Annotated in this window: 21 protein-coding genes; 2 read left to right on the top strand and 19 right to left on the bottom strand. The window is 45.7% G+C overall.

Annotated features, from left to right (window positions below):
* Positions 1-22: 22 nt before the first annotated feature.
* Both yacG and R1T43_RS05515 read left to right on the top strand, forming a co-directional pair.
* Positions 23-250: a DNA gyrase inhibitor YacG gene (yacG, locus tag R1T43_RS05520; protein ID WP_057789970.1), complete on the top strand. Its 228-nt coding sequence runs from the start codon at positions 23-25 to the stop codon at positions 248-250.
* 10 nt (positions 251-260) lie between these two features.
* On the top strand, positions 261-1,139 hold the full coding sequence (locus tag R1T43_RS05515; RefSeq protein ID WP_317353715.1) for an aspartoacylase: 879 nt from the start codon (positions 261-263) through the stop codon (positions 1,137-1,139).
* A 111-nt stretch (positions 1,140-1,250) separates the two neighbouring features.
* Here R1T43_RS05515 and mutT read toward each other — a convergent pair whose 3' ends face one another.
* The 19 genes from mutT to mraZ all read right to left on the bottom strand — a co-directional run bounded on the left by mutT (position 1,251) and on the right by mraZ (position 24,052).
* Entirely contained in the window at positions 1,251-1,646 is a 396-nt protein-coding gene (mutT, locus tag R1T43_RS05510) for an 8-oxo-dGTP diphosphatase MutT (protein ID WP_317353713.1), read from the bottom strand.
* The gene (secA, locus tag R1T43_RS05505; protein WP_317353711.1) at positions 1,646-4,363 is read right to left on the bottom strand and encodes a preprotein translocase subunit SecA; all 2,718 of its coding nucleotides are present in this window, start codon (positions 4,361-4,363) and stop codon (positions 1,646-1,648) included. Before secA ends, mutT begins: the two co-directional genes overlap by 1 nt.
* A 150-nt stretch (positions 4,364-4,513) precedes the next feature.
* Positions 4,514-5,392 (bottom strand): M23 family metallopeptidase, encoded by an 879-nt coding sequence (locus R1T43_RS05500; protein ID WP_211071685.1) that lies wholly within the window; start codon positions 5,390-5,392, stop codon positions 4,514-4,516.
* Positions 5,393-5,597: 205 nt separating this feature from the next.
* On the bottom strand, positions 5,598-6,509 hold the full coding sequence (lpxC, locus tag R1T43_RS05495; protein WP_317353707.1) for a UDP-3-O-acyl-N-acetylglucosamine deacetylase: 912 nt from the start codon (positions 6,507-6,509) through the stop codon (positions 5,598-5,600).
* A gap of 236 nt (positions 6,510-6,745) precedes the next feature.
* On the bottom strand, positions 6,746-7,915 hold the full coding sequence (ftsZ, locus tag R1T43_RS05490; RefSeq protein WP_013782942.1) for a cell division protein FtsZ: 1,170 nt from the start codon (positions 7,913-7,915) through the stop codon (positions 6,746-6,748).
* Positions 7,916-8,017: 102 nt separating this feature from the next.
* A complete protein-coding gene (ftsA, locus tag R1T43_RS05485; RefSeq protein WP_057789956.1) occupies positions 8,018-9,247 on the bottom strand; it encodes a cell division protein FtsA in 1,230 nt (409 codons plus the stop codon).
* 7 nt (positions 9,248-9,254) lie between these two features.
* Positions 9,255-10,028 carry a cell division protein FtsQ/DivIB gene (locus R1T43_RS05480; protein WP_317353701.1) on the bottom strand — a complete coding sequence of 258 codons (774 nt, stop codon included), beginning with the start codon at positions 10,026-10,028 and terminating at the stop codon, positions 9,255-9,257.
* A gap of 6 nt (positions 10,029-10,034) precedes the next feature.
* On the bottom strand, positions 10,035-11,003 hold the full coding sequence (locus tag R1T43_RS05475; RefSeq protein WP_211071683.1) for a D-alanine--D-alanine ligase: 969 nt from the start codon (positions 11,001-11,003) through the stop codon (positions 10,035-10,037).
* Complete coding sequence (gene murC, locus R1T43_RS05470; RefSeq protein ID WP_317353698.1) at positions 11,000-12,448, bottom strand: UDP-N-acetylmuramate--L-alanine ligase; 1,449 nt, start codon at positions 12,446-12,448, stop codon at positions 11,000-11,002. The genes R1T43_RS05475 and murC overlap by 4 nt, the downstream gene beginning before the upstream one ends.
* Positions 12,448-13,536 (bottom strand): undecaprenyldiphospho-muramoylpentapeptide beta-N-acetylglucosaminyltransferase, encoded by a 1,089-nt coding sequence (gene murG / locus R1T43_RS05465; RefSeq protein ID WP_317353696.1) that lies wholly within the window; start codon positions 13,534-13,536, stop codon positions 12,448-12,450. Before murG ends, murC begins: the two co-directional genes overlap by 1 nt.
* Positions 13,529-15,004 carry a cell division protein FtsW gene (gene ftsW / locus R1T43_RS05460; protein WP_317355694.1) on the bottom strand — a complete coding sequence of 492 codons (1,476 nt, stop codon included), beginning with the start codon at positions 15,002-15,004 and terminating at the stop codon, positions 13,529-13,531. The genes murG and ftsW overlap by 8 nt, the downstream gene beginning before the upstream one ends.
* A 50-nt stretch (positions 15,005-15,054) precedes the next feature.
* Positions 15,055-16,467, bottom strand: coding sequence for a UDP-N-acetylmuramoyl-L-alanine--D-glutamate ligase (gene murD, locus R1T43_RS05455; protein ID WP_317353693.1), 1,413 nt, complete (start codon positions 16,465-16,467; stop codon positions 15,055-15,057).
* The gene (gene mraY, locus R1T43_RS05450) at positions 16,467-17,549 is read right to left on the bottom strand and encodes a phospho-N-acetylmuramoyl-pentapeptide-transferase (protein ID WP_057789946.1); all 1,083 of its coding nucleotides are present in this window, start codon (positions 17,547-17,549) and stop codon (positions 16,467-16,469) included. The genes murD and mraY overlap by 1 nt, the downstream gene beginning before the upstream one ends.
* A complete protein-coding gene (locus R1T43_RS05445; RefSeq protein WP_317353688.1) occupies positions 17,543-18,973 on the bottom strand; it encodes a UDP-N-acetylmuramoyl-tripeptide--D-alanyl-D-alanine ligase in 1,431 nt (476 codons plus the stop codon). The genes mraY and R1T43_RS05445 overlap by 7 nt, the downstream gene beginning before the upstream one ends.
* Positions 18,970-20,562, bottom strand: coding sequence for a UDP-N-acetylmuramoyl-L-alanyl-D-glutamate--2,6-diaminopimelate ligase (locus R1T43_RS05440; protein WP_317353685.1), 1,593 nt, complete (start codon positions 20,560-20,562; stop codon positions 18,970-18,972). The genes R1T43_RS05445 and R1T43_RS05440 overlap by 4 nt, the downstream gene beginning before the upstream one ends.
* Complete coding sequence (locus tag R1T43_RS05435) at positions 20,552-22,327, bottom strand: penicillin-binding transpeptidase domain-containing protein (protein WP_317353681.1); 1,776 nt, start codon at positions 22,325-22,327, stop codon at positions 20,552-20,554. Before R1T43_RS05435 ends, R1T43_RS05440 begins: the two co-directional genes overlap by 11 nt.
* Positions 22,324-22,659 (bottom strand): cell division protein FtsL, encoded by a 336-nt coding sequence (gene ftsL / locus R1T43_RS05430; protein ID WP_013782930.1) that lies wholly within the window; start codon positions 22,657-22,659, stop codon positions 22,324-22,326. The genes R1T43_RS05435 and ftsL overlap by 4 nt, the downstream gene beginning before the upstream one ends.
* Entirely contained in the window at positions 22,656-23,597 is a 942-nt protein-coding gene (gene rsmH / locus R1T43_RS05425; RefSeq protein WP_317353678.1) for a 16S rRNA (cytosine(1402)-N(4))-methyltransferase RsmH, read from the bottom strand. The genes ftsL and rsmH overlap by 4 nt, the downstream gene beginning before the upstream one ends.
* Positions 23,594-24,052, bottom strand: coding sequence for a division/cell wall cluster transcriptional repressor MraZ (gene mraZ, locus R1T43_RS05420; RefSeq protein WP_057789935.1), 459 nt, complete (start codon positions 24,050-24,052; stop codon positions 23,594-23,596). The genes rsmH and mraZ overlap by 4 nt, the downstream gene beginning before the upstream one ends.
* Positions 24,053-24,084: the final 32 nt, after the last annotated feature.

Raw genomic sequence — 24,084 nt, 5'->3', positions numbered from 1 at the left:
TATTGTACCACTGGAGTAATTCATGGTTGTAGATTGCCCGATTTGCGCGAAGTCGGTTCCTTGGAATAACGACAGCGAATTTCGCCCCTTTTGTAGCAAAAAGTGCCAACTTATTGATTTAGGAGAATGGGCGTCAGAGGAAAGGAAAATTGCTGCAAAGCCTTCTGAACAGCCTTCCGCCCAAGAAGTCGATATTGAAGAAATAGAAGCAATGCTTGCTAAACAGTCTGACGACTTTTTCAAACACTAATAGGAAGTATATGATTAATAAAATTGCGCTTGTTGGTGGAACCCATGGTAATGAAACCAGTGGTATTCAGCTTATTCATAATTGGCAATCTGAAGGAATTTCTGACGAGCTATCATCGCGATTTTCATCATTGGATATTTCGCTGACCATAGCTAACCCAGATGCCCTAAGCGCTAATGTACGGTTTGTTGAAGAAGATTTGAATCGTCAATTCACGCTAGAAGCGTTAGAAAAAAATAGTGATGCTAAAGAGGCTAAGCTGGCCAAACAGCTTAACCAACAATTTGGCCCGAAAGGCGACTCTGCCACTGACTTGGTGATTGATATTCACAACACCACCAGTAACATGGGTGCAACGCTTATTATTTTAGAAGCTGATGACTTCCACGTTCAGCTTGCTCGATTTGTAAAACATCATATGCCTGAAGCGAACATTCTATTGGAAGATGAAAAACCGTATTTAGAACACGGTTATTTGTGTACCACGGGCAAACGTGGCGTGATGATTGAAGTAGGCGCACAGCCTCAAGGTGTATTGCGAGAAGACGTTTATTTGCTTACCCAAACCATGGCTGAAGTGATCCTCGATTTTTGCCAAGCCTACAACACAGATAGCCTTGAACAATATCCCGAGTGCGAGGTATTTAGACTAGGGGAAAATATTAAATTTCCACTAAATGCCGAGGGTAAACGTACTGCGATGATCCACCATTCATTGCAAGACAATGATTTCGCCCCGCTCATTCCTGGCGCACCAGTATTTCGATCTTTTGATGGTAAAGACATTGAATGGCAAGAAGCGCAAGAAACCTATCCTCACTTCATTAATGAAGCGGCGTATCACAAGCTTGATGTGGCCTTCGCCACTGCAACACGGCTTATGCTATAAGCCGTTAAAACCCGTATTTCAGGACGGGATACAGATACAAAAAAGGGCGGTCTATTGAGACCGCCCTTTTTGTTTTTATTTTGAAGTATGTTTTAAGTTAGAAGCCAGCCGCTACTTTGAATATTTCTTATGAAGCGCATCGATAATAGCCACATTCGCTGCTGGAAATTCACTGGTTTCCAATGCACTGACTTCAACCCAGCGCGTTTGTTGGCTTTCCTTACCTTCAGGCTCACCGTCAAACGCACTCACAGCATGCACATCAAGCTTAACCAGCTTATCGCCATAATCATGCTCTATTACCAGTAAAGGCTCGCTAGATTGCACTAGAATGCCAATTTCTTCCTGCAACTCTCGGCGTAGTGCATCAAGTACGGTTTCATTGGCTTCCACTTTACCGCCTGGAAATTCCCATTTGCCGCCTTGATGTGCGTTGTCAGCCCGAAGGCTGATAAACACTTGTGTGCCGCGAAGTACTACCCCAACGGCAACATGCACAAGTTTCATTAGCTTAATTTACCATGGCACTGCTTGTACTTTTTACCTGAACCACAAGGGCAAGGATCGTTACGACCTACTTTAGGACCGTCACGCACTTCGGTACGTACCTTATCGCTTGCAGCTTCTGGTGGTGCTTCAGTGGCTGATGCGTTTTCGTGCTCAAATTGCTTAGACACGTTATCCGCTTGGCGACGCTGTTCTTCTACTTTCTCAACGTCTTCTTCAGCTTGTACTTTCACACGTGAAAGAATAGTAATCACTTCAACTTTCAGTGCTTCTAGCATTTGTGAGAACAAAGCAAACGACTCGCGCTTGTATTCTTGCTTTGGATTTTTCTGCGCATAGCTGCGTAGCCCAATACCTTGACGAAGGTGATCCATTGCCGCTAAATGCTCTTTCCAATGGCTGTCTAAGTTTTGTAGCATCACTGCTTTTTCAAACTGTCGAAGCACTTGTTCACCTACTACGCTTTCTTTTTCTTTATAGCTAGAAACCACTTCATCGTGAATTCGCTCACGAAGCTTTTCTTCATAAAGCTTATCGTCGTTTTCTAACCACGTTTGAATAGGTAAGTCTACGGCGAAGTCAGCGCGTAAACGCTCTTCTAATCCTTTCACATCCCACATTTCTTCTAAAGACTGTGGTGGAATATATTCATCAACTACACCGCTTACCACATCTTCACGGATTACTGCGATGGTTTCACTAATGTCGCCTTCATCAAGCAACTCATTACGTTGCTCGTAAATCACTTTACGTTGATCATTTGCTACATCATCGTATTCAAGTAGTTGCTTACGAATATCGAAGTTACGACCTTCTACTTTACGCTGGGCGTTTTCGATAGCACGAGTTACCCATGGGTGTTCAATGGCTTCACCTTTTTCCATCCCTAAGCGCTTCATCATGTTGCCCATTTTTTCAGAGGCAAAAATACGCATTAGGGCATCATCTAGTGACAAGTAAAAACGGCTTGAACCTGGGTCGCCCTGACGACCTGAACGACCACGTAGCTGATTATCGATACGGCGAGACTCATGACGCTCTGTACCAATAATGTGTAAACCACCTGATGCTAAAACGGCATCGTGACGCACTTTCCACTCAGCCTTAATCTTGTCGATTTGTGCTTGAGTAGGGTTTTCAATTTTTTCAATCTCTGCTTGCCAGTTACCACCAAGCACGATATCCGTACCACGACCTGCCATGTTTGTTGCAATGGTGACCGCAGCAGGCTTACCTGCTTGAGCAACAATGTCGGCTTCGTGTTCGTGGAACTTCGCATTAAGCACTTTATGTGGAATTTTGCTTTTCTTAAGTACCCGAGACAACAACTCAGAGTTTTCAATCGATACCGTACCAACCAAGGTAGGCTGACCGCGCTCAACACACGCTTTAATATCTTCTACGATAGCATCGTATTTTTCTTCTGCCGTTAAGTAGATAAGGTCGGCCTTATCTTTACGCTGCATAGGTTTATTCGTTGGCAACACAACCGTTTCTAGGCTGTAGATATGCTGGAATTCGAACGCTTCCGTATCGGCAGTACCCGTCATACCTGCAAGCTTGTTGTACAAGCGGAAGTAGTTTTGGAAAGTAATAGACGCTAAGGTTTGGTTCTCATTTTGAATCTTCACACCTTCTTTTGCTTCAACAGCTTGGTGTAAACCTTCAGACCAACGACGGCCTTCCATTGTACGACCGGTATGTTCATCAACAATAACAATTTGGTCTTCTTTAACGATGTAATCTACATCTTTTGAGAACAACTTGTGGGCACGAAGCGCAGCGTTAATGTGGTGAAGTAATGAAATATTACCCGCAGCAAATAACGATTCGCCTTCTGGTAATATACCTGCACGATGCAAAATTTCTTCGACATGACCTTGGCCACGTTCAGTTAAATGAATTTGTTTTGCTTTAAGGTCGATAGTGTAATCACCGTCGCCTTCTTTGCCTTCTTCGTCTTCTTCTTCTTGCTGAATCAATTCAGGAATAACTAAATTAATACGGCGGTAAAGTTCAGAACTATCTTCTGCTTGGCCTGAAATAATAAGCGGAGTACGTGCCTCATCAATTAAGATTGAATCCACTTCATCCACTACAGCAAAATTAAGTGGGCGCTGAACGCGGTCTTGCGGGCTAAACGCCATATTGTCACGCAAGTAATCAAAGCCGAATTCATTGTTCGTACCATAGGTAACGTCAGCTTGATAGGCATCGCGCTTTTGTTCGTGCGCCATACCAGGTACGTTACAACCTACGCGCATACCCAAGAAAGTGAACAGCTGGTTAGCCCATTCAGCATCACGCTTAGCAAGGTAATCGTTCACGGTAATAACGTGAACACCTTTGCCAGATAATGCATTTAAATAGGTAGGCAAAGTCGCGGTAAGGGTTTTACCTTCACCGGTACGCATTTCTGAAATTTTGCCTTCGTGTAATACTTGGCCACCCAGCATTTGTACGTCAAAGTGGCGCATACCGTACACACGTTTACTTGCCTCACGAACGGTCGCAAAAGCTTCGTACATGAGATCTTCAAGGCTTTCGCCTTTTTCAATTCGTTGTTTAAACTCAGCCGTTTTTGCTTTTAACGCCTCATCAGAAAGCTGTTCATACTCTGCTTCCAGTGCATTGATGGCATCTACATTTTTTTGTAATTTTTTTAATAGACGGTCGTTTCGGCTACCGAACACTTTTCTAAGGATGCTTGAAAACATTAGCTTGTTATTTCCACTACTTGTCGAGACGCCGCACGGTAAGAGCACAGCTGCGATTAAACGTAAAAGACACTATCTCATTAAGATAATGCCAAGCGATTACTAATTGTTGCGTAAGCTGAATGCTTACTTACCTGGCTGCTGCCGTGTTTATTTTTTATAAACGTATGGCAGAGGATCGATTTGCTTACCGTTTCTTATTACTTCGTAGTGAACATGAACGCCAGTAGAGCGCCCTGTATTGCCCATTTTAGCGATAGGTTGACCCTTGGTCACCACATCGCCTATTGAGACAGTCAAAGTTTCATTGTGCCCATAACGGGTTATAAAACCATCACCATGTTCTATTTCTACTAGATGCCCGTAACCGCTACGTTCGCCTGCCCAGGTAACAATACCTGCCGCAGTCGCTAAAACGTCATTACCCGCTTTGCCAGCGAAATCTAAGCCTTTATGCATGGCTGTTTCACCAGTGAAGGGGTCGGCGCGCATACCATAATAAGATGACAACCATCCCGATGCTATCGGTCGACCAGATAATTGACTCTGCTCATGGATATGGTGACCCCTCACCAAACTTTCAAGCATAGAAAGCTGCTGAGATTTTACGTCGAGAGATTGCTGGAGCTTATTAATCTCGCTGAGTAAGGGATCATCTTGGAGGTTGTCCGGTATCGATACAGGTACAAAAGCGTCCAGGTCAGCCGCTGTCATACCTAATTCTGTTGCTATCTGTTTTCCTTTATCATCGAGCATAGACGCTTGTGCTGAAAGCTCGGCAATATGGGAAATCAAAGTTTGTAATTTAATGGTGGTCTGTTGTTTAAGCGCTTCAACGTCTTGTTGCGTTTCATTCACTTCAGATTGTGCCAGGCGAACCCTAGCAACATCTTCAGACACAGATTCTGTGGAACGACTAGACACTAACATAAATATCGACGACAACACGGTCGCGCTCACCAGCGTACGTACACTGATGCTATGACGATAGCGTTTGTTCTTGCCTGATAGCGTTATTGTTAGCTTCATACCACAAATAGGAAATTTCTGTCGTGCTCAGTTAACTTCCAATACCTGTTTGCTGACAAACATAGACTCGGCTGAAGGCCGAACTGGAACGTAAAGAAGTTATGGCACATTAATTATAATTATATAGATTGCTTACTTTATCATTGTTTAGTCTAAAAGCTAAACGAAAAAAAGCCGCCATGTAGGCGGCTTTTTATATATCGGTTTACGCTAATACTGGTTGAGCGTAATGTATAGGTGCTTTGTCTTGAGAATCGTAAGTTATAAATTCCCAGCAGTCTTTCTGCGCAAGCACGGCGTTCAATAGTTTGTTGTTTAAGCCGTGACCTGTTTTATAAGCACGCAATTCGCCAATAAGGCTATGCCCACCTAAGTACAAATCACCAATAGCGTCTAAAATCTTATGCTTTAAAAATTCGTCGTCGTAACGTAAGCCTTCAGGGTTCAACACGCGAAATTCATCAAGTGCAACCGCATTTTCCATGCTGCCACCTAATGCCAAGTTATTAGCATTCATGTATTCAAGGTCGCGCATAAAACCGAAGGTACGTGCACGACTTACTTCGTTCACATAAGAGCATGAATCGAAATCCATGGTCATATGTTGACGAGTTTGGCTGATAACTGGGTGATCGAAGTCAATCTGGAAGTCGACACGGAAACCATCATAAGGCACTAATTCGGCCCACTTATCGCCATCTTCAACGCGAACGGTGTTCTTAATACGGATAAAGCGCTTAAGGGCGTTCAACTCTTCAATTCCTGCTGATTGAAGCAAGAATACGAAGGGGCTAGCACTACCATCCATAATAGGCAGCTCGTTGCTATCAACTTCAACAATGATGTTGTCGATACCAAGCCCTGCAAGCGCAGATGCCAAATGCTCAACGGTTTGAATAGTTACGCCGTCTTCATTATTCAAACAGGTACACAGCATGGTATTACCCACCGCGTTTGCACGCGACGGAATATCAACATGAGGTTCAAGGTCAACACGCCTAAACACAATTCCCGTGTTCGCAGGCGCAGGCCGGAGAGTCATTGTGACCTTTTCCCCTTTATGAAGCCCAATTCCGGTTTCTTGCACCGGGTGCTTGATTGTACGTTGTCTAATCATCTGCTTATGCTTTTACCTATAAAAAAAGCGGTCGCGAATTATAGTGACTTACCACTTGTTTGTCAAAAAATACGCAATTTGGACCATTCGCTAATCCAAAATTTTACGCGCAAGTAGCTACTCTGGTCACTAATCTGGAAAATTTCCAGTTTAAAACCTACCAGACAGATAGTGCCCTTAATACCGTTCTGACAACGGTATTTCAGAAAAATTCACTTCAATTTCAGCGAGGTGAATTAGTCTGCTTGCTTACGCAAAAACGCTGGAATGTCTAAATACTCTAAATCATTACCAGGTTGCGCTTCATCTTCAGCTTTAAGTGCTTGGTTGCCTTCAGTACTGCCAACCGATGCTGAACGAGGTTCAGACGCTGTTGTGCTACCGTACTCTTTAGCTGGCGTAGTTAAACGCGAACCTTCTGAGCTTACTAGCGAAATGTCAGGCTTACGCTCTGCGCCAATACCGGTTGCAACAACCGTCACGCGAAGCTCATCTGTCATTTCCATGTCGATAACCGTACCCACTACCACTGTTGCATTTTCAGAAGCAAACGCTTTAACCGCGTTACCAACAGTTTCAAACTCATCGATAGCGAAATCTGGGCCAGCTGTAATATTCACAAGAATACCGCGCGCACCTGATAAATCGATATCTTCAAGTAACGGGCTAGCAATAGCAGATTCAGACGCTTCTTCAGCACGGTCTGGACCACTTGCTGAACCGCTGCCCATCATGGCTTTACCCATTTCAGACATTACTGTACGTACGTCGGCGAAATCCACGTTGATCAATCCAGGGCGAGTAATTAGCTCTGCAATCCCCTGAACAGCACCACGTAATACGTCGTTCGCTGCACTGAATGCTTGAAGTAGAGGCGTACCTGGCCCCATCACTTTTAACAATTTTTCGTTAGGAATAGTGATAAGTGAATCTACGTTGTTAGCCAGTTCAACAATGCCCTGCTCTGCAAACGTAGTACGCTTTTTACCTTCAAATGGGAATGGCTTGGTAACAACAGCCACAGTAAGAATTCCCATTTCACGGGCAATTTTTGCCACTTCAGGTGCCGCACCAGTACCTGTACCACCACCCATACCTGCGGTGATGAAAACCATATCTGCGCCGTCTAATGCTTGGCGAATGGTTTCTCTGTCTTCATGTGCTGCGTCGCGCCCAATGTTAGGATCGGCGCCTGCGCCTAAACCTTTAGTAACACTAGAGCCAATTTGTAAGGTAACGTCAGCATTTGAGCTACGTAGTACCTGTGCGTCGGTGTTTATCGCAATAAACTCTACGCCTTCAATGCTTTGAGACACCATGTGCTCAACTGCATTTCCGCCGCCACCACCAACACCGATGACTTTGATTACGGCTTCTTCGCCGTGACTATCCATTAATTCGAACATACTTACTCTCCGGTTGTACGTCTTCTATGCTTCGCTACGACACATAGTCGATTATCTGCATCCTGCGAATCGTGATGCCGTAGCTATAGCGACCCCAAAAAATTAAAATTCACCTTTAAACCAGCTTTGCACGCGATGAAATAAACTCTCACCGGTTTTTTGCTTACTGGACTTCTTATTATCTGCTTGCACTTTGCCGTATTGCAGAAGCCCTACGACGGTTGCAAATCCTGCATCATCAACGTATTCAGATAAACCTTTAACGTTGATTGGGTTGCCTACTCTCACAGGCATCTGGAAAATTTCCTCGGCAAATTCAACCGCACCTTCCATTTTGGCGGTACCACCGGTTAGCACTAAGCCGGCAGCAATTTGCTCTTCCAGACCACTGGCACGAATTTCATCATGTACCAGTTCAAAAAGTTCTTGGTATCGAGGCTCAATCACTTCAGCTAGCGTATGTCGCGACATGACTCGCGCGGCACGCCCGCCTACACTCGGCACTTCAATACTCTCTTCCATACTGACCATATCTTTCAGCGCGCAGGCATAATTAACTTTAATTTCTTCTGCGTTGCTAATTGGCGTACGGAAAATCTTAGCGATGTCACTGGTAATCTGATTACCGGCAACAGGGATAACAGCAGTATGCCTAATGGCACCGTCTGTGTAGATAACGATATCCATGGTGCCACCACCAATATCGACTACACACACACCTAATTCACGCTCATCATCCGTTAGCACAGCATAACTTGATGCCAATGCTGAAAATATTAATTGGTCGGCGTTTAGTTCGCAGCGCTCAACACACTTCACTAAATTTTTCGCCATATCGTCTGCACACGTAATGATGTGTGCGTCGGCTTCCATTCTTACGCCTGACATGCCAATTGGGTTCTTAATTCCTTCTTGCACATCAATAGTAAATTCTTGTGGTAAAACATGAAGTAACCTGCGTTCAGCTGCAATAGGAACACTACGTGCTGCATGTATAACGTTGTCTACGTCTTCTTGGGTTACTTCTTGGTTATTAATCGGCACCATACCGTTTTCGTTTTGGCATTTTACGTGACGGCCTGAAATAGACATGAAAACTGAAGAAACACGGCAATCTGCCATTAGCTCCATTTCATTTACCGCACGTTGCACCGACTTAACCACTAGGTTTAAGTCATTTACGCCGCCTTTATCCATGCCTTTTGCAGCATGCGTACCGACACCAACGATACTGATTTGATCGTCGTCTAACAGCTCGCCCACTACAGCCTTTACCTGGCTAGTGCCTATATCTAAGCCTACAATCAAATTACGTTCAGCAGGTTTTGACATGGTTTCCTTAACTCTCTTTGTTTGTTGTATCGCTGCTGCTGTTTTCCCAGCCAACCGCGACACCCGTATCGTAACGAAGATCGATATATTTCACCGTCTTCTCTTGCTGCGCAAGTAAAGGATATACATCGATAAAGCGTTGTAACCTATCGATAAATTCCTTGCGCCCTAAATTCAATTCAATACCATTTTCAAGTTGAACTTGCCATGCGAAGCGCTCGCTCAACGATAATTCTTCAATATTCATGGCGGTAGTGGCTAACAGCGCATGCATGGAGTTATATCCTTCAAGCGCGGTCTTCTCGCTACCACCTGGGCCGTATAACCTTGGTAAGGCTAAATCATGCCCATCGGCGTTAAACGTATCGCCGTAGGGGTTTAGCAACAAATCTTCGTTCCATTTGGCAACGGGTTGCTGCTCAACCAAATATATCTTTAACGTATTTGGCCATTTTTTGCGTACCGACGCCCGATATACCCATGGCTGTGCTTCTACCAGCTCAAACACTTCATTCACATCTAGGGCGAAAAAACTGCCCGGTTGTGATTTTCTTATCAGGCGCTCTAGCCTAGTAATATTCACATGTTGGTAATCGCCAGAAAAATCAATTACCTGAACAGGCATTTGCTGCTCATCTTGCATATAGTCGTTGGCCTTCACAGCCCCAAACACCAATGCCGCAATAACAAACAATAAGAACGCTACACCGCCCCACAAAGACGTTTTGTCTTTGGCTGGTTTACTTTTCGCAGCGCTTGCAGTGCTCGTCTTACTCGTCATTGCGTTTTATGCTCTGCTGTCAGGGTCAAAACTGGTGGCCAATATTGCCAATACCAGCTCATCAAAACTTAACCCTGCCACTTTGGCCGCTTTAGGCACCAAGCTTTTTTCCGTCATTCCCGGCACCGTATTCGCTTCAAGCAAATAAAAGTGCCCATCACTATCCTGCATTACGTCAACGCGACCCCAGCCAGAGCCAGAAATAGAATCGAATGCTTGCGTCGATAGCTGAGCAAGATGTGCTTCTTGCTCGACAGACAAACCACTTGGACAAAAGTATTCGGTGGTATCGTCTTGGTACTTTGCAGCATAATCATAAAACGTATGTGGAGTAGACATGCGGATAGACGGCAATGCCTGCCCCTGAATTACTGAAACCGTAAACTCAGGGCCATTAATGTATTGCTCTAACAGAACCTGATTGTCATAGTTAAAGGCGTCCTGTATGGCATTTTCGAGTTGTTCAGCACTTGTCACTCTTGCCATGCCAATACTCGACCCTTCTCGGGCCGGTTTTACCATGACTTCATTCCCCAACTTTTCCATTATAGCGCTGCACTTACCAGCTTCAAAGCGCCTTTTATCAGCAATTTCATATTTAGCAGTAGGTAAGCCAAGGCTTTGCCATACTTGCTTGGTGTGAATCTTGTCCATCGCCAATGCGGAACCTAAAACCGGCGTACCGGTATAAGGAATTTTGAGCAGTTGTAGTGCCCCTTGCATTGAGCCATCTTCACCACCTCGGCCGTGTAACATGATAAGCACGCGGTCGACTTTTTCGCTGATCAAATCAGTAAGCGGTCGCTCTGCTGGGTCAAAAGCGATGGCGTTTACATTTTTACGTAAAAGCGCTGCAAGCACCGCGTTACCTGAGTTTAGCGACACTTCACGTTCGGCGGAATCGCCGCCAAACATGACCGCTACTTTTCCAAAGGCGGCAGCATCATATTTTGTTACGTTGCTAAAAAGACTCATGCGTCGCTCTCCTGATGCAGCGCTTTGGGCTCCATCTCACGACTCGCTAACAACTTAGCAATTTGACCAATATTCCCAGCACCTTGCGTCATCACGATATCGCCTTCTACCAAAATATTGGCAAGAATAGCGGGAAGCGCTTCTTTGCCGCCCACGTAAACGGGCTCGATTTGGCCACGTTGACGGATAGAACGACACAAAGATTTACTGTCAGCACCTTCAATAGGCTGTTCACTGGCCGGATAAACGTCTAGCAATAGCAATACATCTACCGTAGAAAGTACGTTAACAAAGTCTTCGTATAAATCACGAGTACGGGTGAACCTGTGTGGTTGATACACCATCACTAAGCGATTCTCGGGCCAATTAGCCCTTGCAGCCGCTATTGTCGCTTTCACTTCTGTAGGGTGATGGCCGTAGTCGTCAACCAAGGTAACGTTACCCACACTGGTATCAAAATCGCCAAGTACTTCAAACCGACGACCAATACCACCAAAGCTTGCCAATGCGGCCACAATGGCGTCATCATCAATGCCTTCATCAGTCGCTACCGCAATAGCTGCCAATGCATTTAGCACATTGTGATTACCGGTAAGGTTTAGTGTTACCTTCAACGGCTCGCGCTCTGGGCGTATAACAGTGAAATTAGCTTGTCCAAACGATAATGTAATATCCTGGGCACGAACATCATTATGCGCTTCAAAACCATAAGTAATAATACTTCGGCCAATGCGAGGGCTAATATCTTGAATATTGGCGTCGTCGCCACATACGATTGCTTGCCCATAAAATGGCAAATTACTTAAAAACTCAACAAAGGTGTCTTTCACTTTCGAGAAGTCACCACCATAGGTATCCATATGGTCAGCTTCAATATTCGTGACTACCGACACCATTGGCTGCAAGTGCAAAAACGATGCATCACTTTCGTCAGCTTCAGCAATTAAATACCGGCTTCGGCCTAAACGTGCGTTAGTACCTGCACTATTTAACAAGCCGCCAATCACAAACGTTGGATCGTACTGCGCTTGTGCAAATATGGTCGAGATCAAACTGGTTGTTGTGGTTTTACCGTGGGTTCCGGCCACAGCAATTCCATGGCGAAAACGCATCAATTCCGCTAACATTTCCGCACGACGTATAATTGGAATACGTTGTTCTCTAGCGGTAATAATCTCTGGGTTAGCTTCGTTAATGGCACTAGAAACCACAATCACGTCCATACCATCAACGTTTTGTGCTTTATGACCAATTTTTACATCCACCCCCAGATCACTAAGGCGCTGTGTCATAGGCCCTGAATTTATATCAGAACCAGCAATGTCGTAACCTTCATTAAGCAGTACTTCTGCAATACCGCCCATACCCGCACCGCCAATGCCGATAAAAAATATTTTCTTCACCCTGCGCATTTGCGGGCTCTCAAATGGGGTCTTAAAAACCATTATTCCCCTACTCCTACTACTGCCATGCAATGGCTTACTACTTGTTCAGTGGCGTGAGTACTGGCGTGTTGCCTTGCTACTGCACCCATTTTTAGGCAATCGCTAGGGTGTGTAACCCAGTGCCGAACTGCCTGCCTTAAATTGTCTTTCAATGCTGATTGCGCGATCATAATGGCTGCGCCGTGTTTCACTAGCGACTGCGCATTTTTGGTCTGATGATCGTCTACCGCGTGTGGCAAAGGTACAAACAATGCTGCCCTGCCGGCTGCCGCCACTTCTGCAACGGTAAGTGCGCCCGCTCTGCAAATCACAAAATCAGCCCATTCATAGGCTGCTGCCATATCATCAATAAAGTCGCTAACTTCAACGGAATTATCCGACCCCGCATAAAGCGCCTCTACCGACGCTTTATTGCCTTTTCCGCATTGATGACGAATAGATAAACCGTTTAGCGCCGCGCAAGTGTCGGGCACAGTATCATTAAGTACTTTGGCACCCAAACTTCCGCCAACAACCAATACGTTAAGTTTGCCGTTTGTTGACTCATCTGTAACTTGTTCTTTCGGGTTAACCTGCCAAATTTCGTCCCGCACAGGATTGCCCACGGTGTGCACTTTAGACGCAACGCTAGCAAATTGTGGTTTAGCATCTTCAAAACCGAGTAACACCCGCGTAGCGACTTTGGCCAATAACTTATTTGTCATACCTGCGGCCGCATTTTGCTCGTGTATAACCACGGGAATGCCTAAGGATTTTGCCGCAATACCGCCAGGTCCGCTGGCATAACCACCAAAACCCAGCACTAAATCTGGTTGTATCCGCTTAATGATACGCCGAGCCGAGAATAAACTTTTGATCAGCGCTATTCCGCCCGACAACTTCGCTTTAAGCCCTTTTCCGCGGATACCTTTCACTGGAATAAAGTGAATGGGAATACCATGTTTAGGGACAACGTCGGCTTCCATTCGCTCAGCAGTACCAAGCCATTCTATTTCCCAGCCAGCTGATTGCAACGCGTGAGCAACAGCTAAACCAGGGAAAACATGCCCCCCAGTGCCACCCGCCATAATTAAGCAACGCTTACTCACTTGTGGCCTCCTTAGATACTCGGGCTAAAATGGCTTTGATGCCTGCTTTGCCTTCGTCTTCAGGAGAAATTGCACTAGCCGTTTTTTTTGCTCCAGCGTTTTTTGATGTAGCTGCTGGCGCTTCTTCCTTAGTCTCTTTTATATCAGAAGCGTTCACACCAGAGTCTTGGTTGTAATCCGCATCGGCGTCAGCAAAAGGTTCAGCATTGGTGTGCTTGGTTTTCACAGGCGGTGTCGCCCCAGACTTAGCGGAAGGCTTTGCTTTCACTTTGCTGGTTTTCTTATTATCGCCACGCCCTAATGCTTGAACACCGTCTACACGCAATTCAAAATCGATTCGCAACAGTAAGGCCACCGCAACAGACATAACAATAAGCGATGAGCCGCCGTAGCTAACTAATGGCAGCGTTAACCCTTTGGTGGGCAGGATACCTGCACTTGCACCAATATTTACAGCGGTTTGAAAACTAAACCAAATACCTACGCTGTAAGCTAAATACCCTTCAAACGGACGTGACTTCAATAACGCTTTATTCCCTATCTGTAGGGCACGCACCACCATCCATAAAATTAAACCGAGTACGGCAAGCACACCCACGAAGCCGAGCTCTTCAGCTAAAATAGCCATAACAAAATCGGTATGCGCTTCTGGTAAAAACTCTAATTTTTGTAAGCTGTTGCCCAAACCTTGGCCAAACCAATTGCCACGACCATAAGCCATTAATGACTGAGTTAGCTGATAGCCAGCGCCGAATGGGTCTGCCCAAGGATCGAGAAAAGAGGTAACCCGTTTCATGCGGTATTCTTCAAATACGATAAGAGCAACAACCGCCAATACGCCCGCGAATACCAATGCAAAAAACTGCCACAAGCGAGCGCCCGCTAAAAATAGCAGCCCAATGGTAGTGGCAAACATCACAACCACAGTACCTAAGTCGGGTTGTAGCAGCAGCAACATAGCTAACGCGAAAAACACCACTAACGGCTTAATAAAACCTTTTAAGTTTTCGGTTACTTCTTCATAACGGCGAACGAGGTAACCCGCTAAATAAGTGAAGAAAAAAAGTTTGGCAGGCTCTGCCGCTTGAATGGTAATGGGGCCTAGTGCCAACCAACGGGTACTACCGTTTACGGTGCGCCCAATAAGCAGTACTGCCACCAACAGCCCAATGGCCGCCAATAACAAATAAGGGTTTGCTGTACGCCAAAACTGCATGGGAAGCTCTAGTACCACCATGGCAGCAATAATTGCCCCCACTATGTAGATGCCGTGGCGAATAGCAAAGTAAAAAGGGTTATCGTGAATTCGTTCAGCAACCGGCATTGACGCTGATGTCACAATAATAATACCAATCGTCATTAGCGCTAACGCAACAATGATTAAGCCGATATCGTAAGGGCTTTGAAGATTTTTTTCGTCATGACGCGCGGCAAATAATGCACTTAATTTAGTGTCTGCTGACGACATATCTTTTGTTTTTTGCCCGCTATTTGCGTGGGAAGCATTGGCAGCTGTCATCATGATGGCAAGCCTCCTGCTTCTTTCATTGCGCCTGCGTCACGGGCAAATTTTACACTTGTGGTAATATGTGTGACTGCGTCGGTAAATACTTGTGCGCGGTGCATATAGTTTTTAAACATGTCGATACTGGCACAAGCCGGAGACAGTAAGACAATATCGCCGTTACTAGCACGTAAGTTAGCAGCCGACACTGCCATCTCCATTGAAGCCACTATCGTGGTTTCACTAAAAATAGCGCTGAAGTTTTCTGCGTCTTTGCCAAGGGCTATCACTTCACTCACACTTTCAACCAGCGCTGGTTTTAATGCACTTAAGTCTGCCCCTTTGCTATCACCACCAGCAATGAGAATAATCTTTCCTTTGGTGGTAGGTGCAAGCCCTTGAATAGCAGCGATGGTGGCCCCCACATTGGTAGCCTTTGAGTCATCTATCCACTTCACGCCATTGATGTTGGCAATTTCTACACAGCGGTGCGGCGCTGAAGTGAAGCTTGCCACCGCAAGGGCAGCTTTGCTAAGTAAGTCTGGTTTATTCATTGAAGTATTAAACGCTTGGCATAATGCCAACGACGCCATCACGTTTAGCACATTATGCATACCCGCCAAACGGATATCGGCGGTATTAAGCACCAATTCACCGTCAAAAGTAATAGCACCTTCGCTTAAACCAAAACCGGTATCGCTAGCATCAAGGCCATAGGTGATGGTGTTTTCACAGTTTGACGTTGGTGCTACCTGCTGGTCGCCGCGCCATACTACTGCGGTATCACAATGGCTAAAAATACGTTGTTTGGCAGCTGTGTAGTGCTGCATATCGCCGTGTCTGTCTAAATGATCATCACTGACATTTAAAATTGATGCGGCGTTTAGCTTCAAGCTAGTTGTCGTTTCAAGCTGAAAACTGGATAGCTCTAAAACAATAACATCCAAAGCAGGAGACTGAGTCTCAAGCTCTTCCAAGGACTCTGGAAGAGTTTCAAGCACTGGACGCCCTACATTACCCGCCTCACAAACCTCGTACCCGCAAACCTTTAGCATGTGAGTGGTTAGCAGTGTAACCGTGGTTTTTCCGTTAGAACCGGTAATACCTATCGTCGGCGTAGTGTTAAGACGAGCAAACAATTCCACATCGCCAATCACTTCAACACCACAGGCTTTGGCATGTATTACTTGTTCAATATCGAGAGGTAGACCTGGGCTAAGCACCAAGGTATCAACGCCTGCGAAAAAATCACGAGGCAATGACCCAGTGGTGACGCAGATATTTAATGGTGCTGACACATTGAAAGTATCGCGGGTATCGAAAGCTTTTACCTTCGCCCCTTGCTGCTTTAGAAAACGCACGCAAGCCTGACCTGTTACTCCAAGGCCGCCTACCACATAAGAATGTGCACGTACGTTATATGTCATTACCTAAGCTTCAACGTTGCCAGCCCAACAAGGACTAAAATGATAGAAATGATCCAGAAGCGCACTATAACTCGAGGCTCTGGCCAACCTTTTAATTCGTAATGGTGATGAATAGGTGCCATTCTAAAAATGCGTTGTCCACGCAACTTAAATGACCCCACCTGCAAAATGACCGATAGCGTTTCAACGACAAACACACCGCCCATAATAATCAGTACAATTTCTTGGCGAACTAGCACAGCGAGCACGCCTAATGTTCCACCTAACGCCAATGAACCTACATCCCCCATAAACACTTGTGCGGGATAAGTGTTAAACCATAAAAATCCTAGCCCAGCGCCGACAATGGCCGTACACACAATAACCAACTCACTAGTAAGTGGAATATGTGGAATGTTGAGGTAATCGGCGAAGTTTGCGTTCCCGGTTACATAAGCAAAAATAGCGAAAGCGCCTGCCACTAAAATAGTGGGCACGATGGCTAAACCATCTAGGCCATCAGTTAGGTTTACCGCGTTACTTGTGCCCACAATGGCAAAGTAAGTAATAATGATAAAAAAGGCGCCTAGTTGCGGAAACACTTCTTTAAAGAAGGGGATAAGCAACGAGGTTTCAGCACTTAACGTGGCGCTGCTATATAAGAAAAAAGCAACCCCAATAGCCACCACCGACTGCCAGAAATACTTCCAGCGAGCAATCAAGCCTTTTGAGTCTTTGCGAATAACTTTGCGGTAATCATCAACAAAGCCAATAATGCCGTAAGACACCACCACGGCTAAGGTCACTAATACGTAGCGGTTGCTTAAATCTGCCCACAGTAAAACACTGACTACGATAGCCGCTAAAATCAGTAGGCCGCCCATAGTAGGTGTACCCGATTTAGATAAATGACTTTGCGGGCCATCATCACGAACGGTTTGCCCTATCTGCATAGTTTGCAGATAACGAATCATTTTTGGGCCAATTAAAATAGCAATGAGCAACGCCGTTAACGTACTTAAAATCGCTCTTAGGGTAAGGTATGAAAATACGTTAAACCCAGTATCAAATTGTGTCAGCCAGTCAGCTAGCCAAATTAACATGCAATACGCTCCCGACGGCGTTCAAACTTTCCCAGCGAAGAGGCCTCAATCGCCTCTACCACGCGTTCCATACGAGAACTGCGTGAGCCTTTTACTAAAATTGAAATATCTTGTTGTTCTACTTGTAAGTCTTGCTCTAGCGCTTGCATTAAACTGTCGATATCGGTGAAATGACCGCTGTTTTTTCCAGCCGCATTTTTTCCTGTAACATCATCAAACACGGCACTCGCAGACTGACTTAGCACACCAAACGAATACAGGTAATCAATGCCTTTACTCAATGCGTAATTACCTACTTGCTCATGATAAAAGCGCGCTTTTTCGCCCAGCTCTTTCATGTCGCCCAATATCAAAACATTGATGCCAGAGAAAGTACTTAGTGTATCGATAGCCGCATTCACAGAGGCAACATTGGCGTTGTAGGTGTCATCAAGCAAACGCACTTGGCTGCCCAAGGTCTTAACATTTAAGCGCCCTTTCACTTGCTTCATCGCAAGCAAACCGTCACGCACGTTCTCAAGGGTGGCACCTAATTGCATGGTAAGGGCCGCAGCTACTAGCGCATTCCCAACATTGTGAATACCTGGAATAGTTAATTGAATAGCAGCTTCACCTTCGTTGCTACACAACTGAAATGCTGCGCAGCCATCAAGGCCTACAATGATGTCTTCTGCCGTAAAATCGGCTTCGTTCTTTTGCATTGGCGAGAAGGTTAACACCCGCTTTTGCTTAAGCTTACCTTGCCAGAAATCGGCAAATTGGCTGTCTAGATTAACAATGGCAATGCCGCTATCGCCTAAGCCTTTAAAAATTTCGCTTTTTGCACGCGCTACACCTAACAAACTTCCGAACCCTTCAAGGTGAGAAGCAGCGGCATTTACAATAGTGGCAACGTCTGGCTTAACCAGATTAGTGGTGTAAGCAATTTCACCTAGGTGGTTTGCGCCTAATTCCATCACCGCATATTCGTGGTGTTGCTCTAGGCGAAGTAAGGTAAGCGGAACCCCAATATCATTATTGAAATTGCCGTTTGTGGCGAGTACTGAGCCACGGCGCTCAAGGATGGCCGCACACATTTCTTTCACGGTAGTTTTACCGCTACTTCCTGTAACAGCGATGGTTTTAGGTGCCACTTCGCGTTTTACGGCAGCGCCTAAAAGACCTAAGGCCAGTTTAGTGTCTTCAACATACACCACAGGAATGGATACATTCACAGGTTCGCTGGCAATAATTGCACTTGCGCCTGCTTTTTCAGCGCTTGTTGCAAAGGCGTGGCCGTCAAAGTTCTCGCCTTTTAATGCAAGATACACAGAGCCCGAATCTAAGGTTCGCGTGTCTGTACTTACTGCATTGACTTCACAATCTTGTCCGTCAAGTTTGCCGTCTATTTGGCTGGCTATCCACGACAGTGTTGTAGTTATCATTTTTTGTACTCCTGTTGTAGTCGAGCCACAACTGTACGTTCGTTATAGTCTGTCTGTTGGGTACCAATAATTTGGTAATCTTCATGGCCTTTACCAGCCACTACAATGATGTCGTTCTTATCTGCATTTTCTAAGCAATAGCGAATAGCTTTTTCTCTATCTGCTTCTTCTACTGCATCGTTGGCACGTTGCAAACCCGCCTTAATATCACTAGCAATGCTTTCAGGCGACTCACTACGACTGTTATCAGTTGTAATGACAATGACATCTGCATACTGCTCAGCCGCCTCTCCCATTAAGGGGCGTTTGCCTTTATCACGATCGCCACCACATCCAAACACGCACCACACTTTACCCGCGGTATGTGTTTTAGCGCTTTTCAGCACTTGCTCTAACGCGTCGGGTGTGTGCGCATAATCAACGACCATGCTGGCACTGCCTTCGACGGGAAACACTTCCATTCTTCCCGGTACAGGTTGTAAACCATTCACTACCCGCACTACATTTTCAAAGCGTTCGCCCTGCGCCAATAAGCATGAAATAGCGCTTAACGCATTGCTCACGTTAAACGAGCCAAACAATGCCAATTCAATAGGCGCTGCGCCCCATGAAGAAACAAGGTCGAATCGAATTCCTGAGGAATGGTATGAAACATTTGTGGCGAAACAATGGCGATCTTGTGGTTGTTTGTGCGTGGTTAGAATGTCTTCAGTGGGTTCAAATCCTGTCCATACTCGAATAACGCTCGGCTTTTTATCTTCGCTTCTCTCTAACCCTTTATGCTTAGCTGCATTTGTATCTAAATAGTTAGCCCAATTCTGGCTTTCGCTATCGTTTACATTCAACACTACAGCTTCAAGGCCAGGTTGATCTAACAACAACCGTTTTGCCTTCGCGTACTCTTCCATGGTGCCGTGATAATCTAGATGGTCACGGGTTAAATTAGTGAATACTGCAATATCTGTTTTCACTTGGCTTAACCGGCCTTGCACTAATGCATGAGAACTGGCTTCAAACGCCGTATGTCGCACTTCACATTGCACAAAGTCTGCCAACACGTACTGCAGACGAATAGCATCGGGGGTGGTATTAGCTGCAGCGGTTGTTACCCATTGGGTATTTTCACCTTCATATACGCTACTACCTAAGGTTCCCACACTGGCACTGCGCGTCCCCAGAGCATCTTTTAACTGGGTAAGCAATTGAACTGTCGAGGTTTTTCCGTTAGTCCCAGTCACCGCCACCGTCATCATTTTCAAAGCCGGATAGTCGTAAAACGCAGCCGCCAGTGCCGATAACATGCTAGGTAATTGATATAGCGAAATAATCACCGAATGGTCACGCATTTCGAGATGACCATGGGCCTGACTGTCGTCAGTTTGCGCCAGAATGACACGCGCCCCTAAACTAATGGCTTGAGGTATGAAATCTCTTCCGTCACGTTCGTGACCTTTGACCGCAACAAATGCGGTTTTAGTATTCACTTCGCGGCTATCTAAGGTTAACCCTTCGATACGAATATCGGGTGCATCGATACCAAATTTTGCCAGTAGCGCACGGGCACTTTGAATAAAGGAATTAACTACCATGGTTGCCCCCTTTTAGCCATGCGCCTGAGGTTACATGCTTATCATCAGGGGTTACGTTCAGCATATGTAATGCGCCGCCCATAATTGACGAAAACACGGGTGCTGCCGTGTCACCGGCGTGATACAAATCACCGCCCGGCTCATTGATAAGCACAATGGTAACAAGTCTGGGGTCGGAAACAGGGGCTATACCCGCGAAAATATTCACATATTCTTCGCCATAACCGCCCGCGACTGCTTTACGACTTGTACCGGTTTTTCCTGCTACGCGGTAACCTGGTACGGCTGCTTTTTTCGCTGTGCCGCCTCGCTGGGTTACGCTTTCCATCATTTGCACGATGGCTTTCGCATTTTCTTCGCTGATTACCCGTTCAGGTTGGCCCTGCCATCCGGTTTGCTGTGGCGACTTAATAATATTCAATGGCTGCTTGATACCACCATTAGCCAAAGTGGCATACAACCTACCAAGTTGTGCGGTAGTCACGGAAATACCGTACCCAAATGACAATGTTGCCAGTTCAAACTCAGACCACCGACTTCGGTCGTAGAAAATACCACTGCTTTCACCGGCCATATTAAGACCAGTATCTGACATCAACCCAATATTGTAGTATGTGTCGAGTAGAAACTGCTTAGGAACAGAAAGCGCGAGTTTCGAGGTACCCATATTGCTCGAATGCTGAATAATTTCTTCAAGGGTAAGTTCACCGTAATTGCGTGAATCTTTAACTAAGCTTCCGCCTAAACGCATCCAACCAGGATTGGTATCAATCACATCTTCTGCGTTAACGTCACCAAACTCCATGGCGGTCAACACGGCTAATGGCTTTAACGCAGAGCCTGGCTCAAATGCATCGGTAATAACCCGGTTACGCATACGGTGAGGGGAAATATTGCTGCGATCATTAGGGTTAAACGAAGGCGCATTTACCATGGCCAGTACGTCGCCAGTTTTCACATCAATCACCACTGCAGAAGCAGAGCTAGACTGATAGTAAATCATGGCTTCTTTAATTTCTTTGTACGCCAAAGCCTGAATACGCTGGTCGATAGTCAGCTGCAGATTACCCGCATCTTCACCCGAGGTAGTTTCTAAAATTTCTACCTGACGGCCTTTGGCATCGCGACGAATTTTACGTGAGCCTGGCGTGCCAGTTAGCCAGTCATCGTACATACGCTCTAAGCCTTCAACACCCGTATCATCCACATCGGTTACCCCGATTAATTGCGCTGATACTTCACCGGTTGGATAATAACGACGACTCTCACGGCGCAAGTAAATGCCCGGAATATCAAGCTTATCGACATACTCTGCCATAGCTGGCGACACTTGACGTTGTAGGTACACAAATCGACGCTTAGGATTGCTTACTTTTTCTTGCAAGCTATCTACCGATTGCCCTAATACATCGGCAAGCGCCTGCCAACGGCGGGGCTCAGCCAAACCATCGTTCTCATGAATAATTTTAGGATCGGCATAAATAGCACGAACCGGCACGCTTACCGCTAGCTCAACACCATTTCTATCCGTTACCAAACCGCGATAGGTAGGCATGTTGCGCGTGCGCAATGTACGGCTATCACCTTGTTGAATAAGTTCGTCAGGCTCAATAACTTGAATAAACGCCGCGCGGGCAGCAAGCGCCGCAAAAACCGAGATAACGACGAGGAGCACAACCACAAAGCGCCAATGCACCAAACTTGGTGTGACATTCTGTTTTGCTCCGCTCGCTTTGCGGCTACGTTTGACGGTAGGCGTGGTCATTTAAGTCTTACCACCACTTCGTCATCGGCTGTAGGACGGTACATATCAAGTTGCTTTTCAACCAAGGTTTCAATGCGGTTATGTTCGGTAAGCGCACGTTGTTCTAGCACTAAGTTTCGCCATTCAACGTCAAGCTCATCTTTTTGTTGCATCAGGTCTTCAAGGGCAATAACTTGCTGACGATTTTGGTGGCTACCGAGAATAACCGCCATGCCACTAAGCAGAACCGCTAAATACAACAAAACCCGCAACTTGTTGCGGGTTAAATCTGACACAATAATCAGTAGTAAACTGAAGTTTGTATTTGCCCTATCAGGCTTACCTAACGTCATAGCTTTTCGGCCACCCTTAGCACGGAACTGCGTGAGCGAACGTTGTTCGCAATCTCCAATTCAGAGGGTTTTATGGCCCGACTTAAGGCTTTTAATACTTTATCGGCATCTATCTCAGCTTGGGTTATGGGCAAATTATGCGGTACTGATTTGCCTTTGCTTTGGTCTTTTATAAAGCGTTTTACTAAACGGTCTTCTAAAGAATGAAAAGAAATAACCGCCAAACGCCCTTCTTTTGCTAACACTTGAGTGGCTGCTTTTAGGCCTATTCGCAGCTGTTCTAGTTCAGCATTGATGTAAATTCGGATACCTTGAAATGCCCGAGTAGCAGGATGTTTAAACTTATCTTTAACAGGTACCGCTTCGTCAATAAGTGCGGCTAACTGAGCAGTACGCGTTATCGGTGTGGTTTCACGGGTATTTACAATGGCGTGCGCAATACGTTTGCCAAACTTCTCTTCACCAAATTCTTTAATCACTTGGGTAATGTCTTGTTCTTCAGCACGGGCTAGCCAATCGGCTGCACTTTCACCACGTGAAGTGTCCATACGCATATCTAACGGGCCGTCACGAAGAAAACTAAATCCACGTTCGGCATCATCAAGCTGAGGGGATGAAACACCCAAGTCCATTAATACGCCGTCAATCTTTCCGGTTAAACCAAGGGCTTCAATTTCTTCAGCCATGTCACCAAAAGGAGAATGAATAATACGGAAACGACTATCATCGGCAAAACGCTTAGCCGCTTCTATGGCCTGTGGGTCGCGATCAAACGCAATTAAAGTTCCATCGCTACCAAGTGCATCAAGAATATGCGCAGAATGGCCTCCACGGCCAAATGTGGCATCAATATAAATGCCGTTAGGTTTGATGGCTAAGGCTTCTATGCACTCATCGAGTAACACGGAAACATGTTTGAATTCGTTAGATTGGCTCATAAGGAAAAGTCCTGTAAACGTTCGGTGAGTTCAAATTCGCCTTTGCGTTCGGTATCCATATCAAGCTCAACTTGCTCAGCCCATACTTCGGCATCCCAAATTTCAAACTTATTCAACTGACCAACTAACATGACTTCTTTTGATAGGTGAGCATGAAGGCGTAAAGGAGTAGGCAGCAGAATTCGTCCGCTTTTATCCATTTCACCTTCTGTTGCATGCCCCAGCAACAAACGCTGCATGCGTCTTTCCGCCGGAATCATGCTTGAAAACTTAATGAGTTTAAGCTCAATTTCTTCCCATTCGGGAAGTGGGTAAAGCAGCAAACAACTTTGCTGTGTATCGACCGTACAGACCAGCTGTCCATTACAATCATCCAGCAGCGACTGCCGATACTTTGTTGGTATCGCTAGTCTGCCTTTTGTGTCTAGATTGATTGCGTTAGCGCCGCGGAACATTCCCCTAGCCTTCTATATTTTGCTCTTGGTTT

Source organism: Alteromonas sp. CI.11.F.A3, assembly GCF_032925565.1.
GTDB lineage: Bacteria > Pseudomonadota > Gammaproteobacteria > Enterobacterales > Alteromonadaceae > Alteromonas.
Note: the sequence above shows the minus strand (reverse complement) of the source record. Positions and strands in the feature narration are given on the sequence as shown.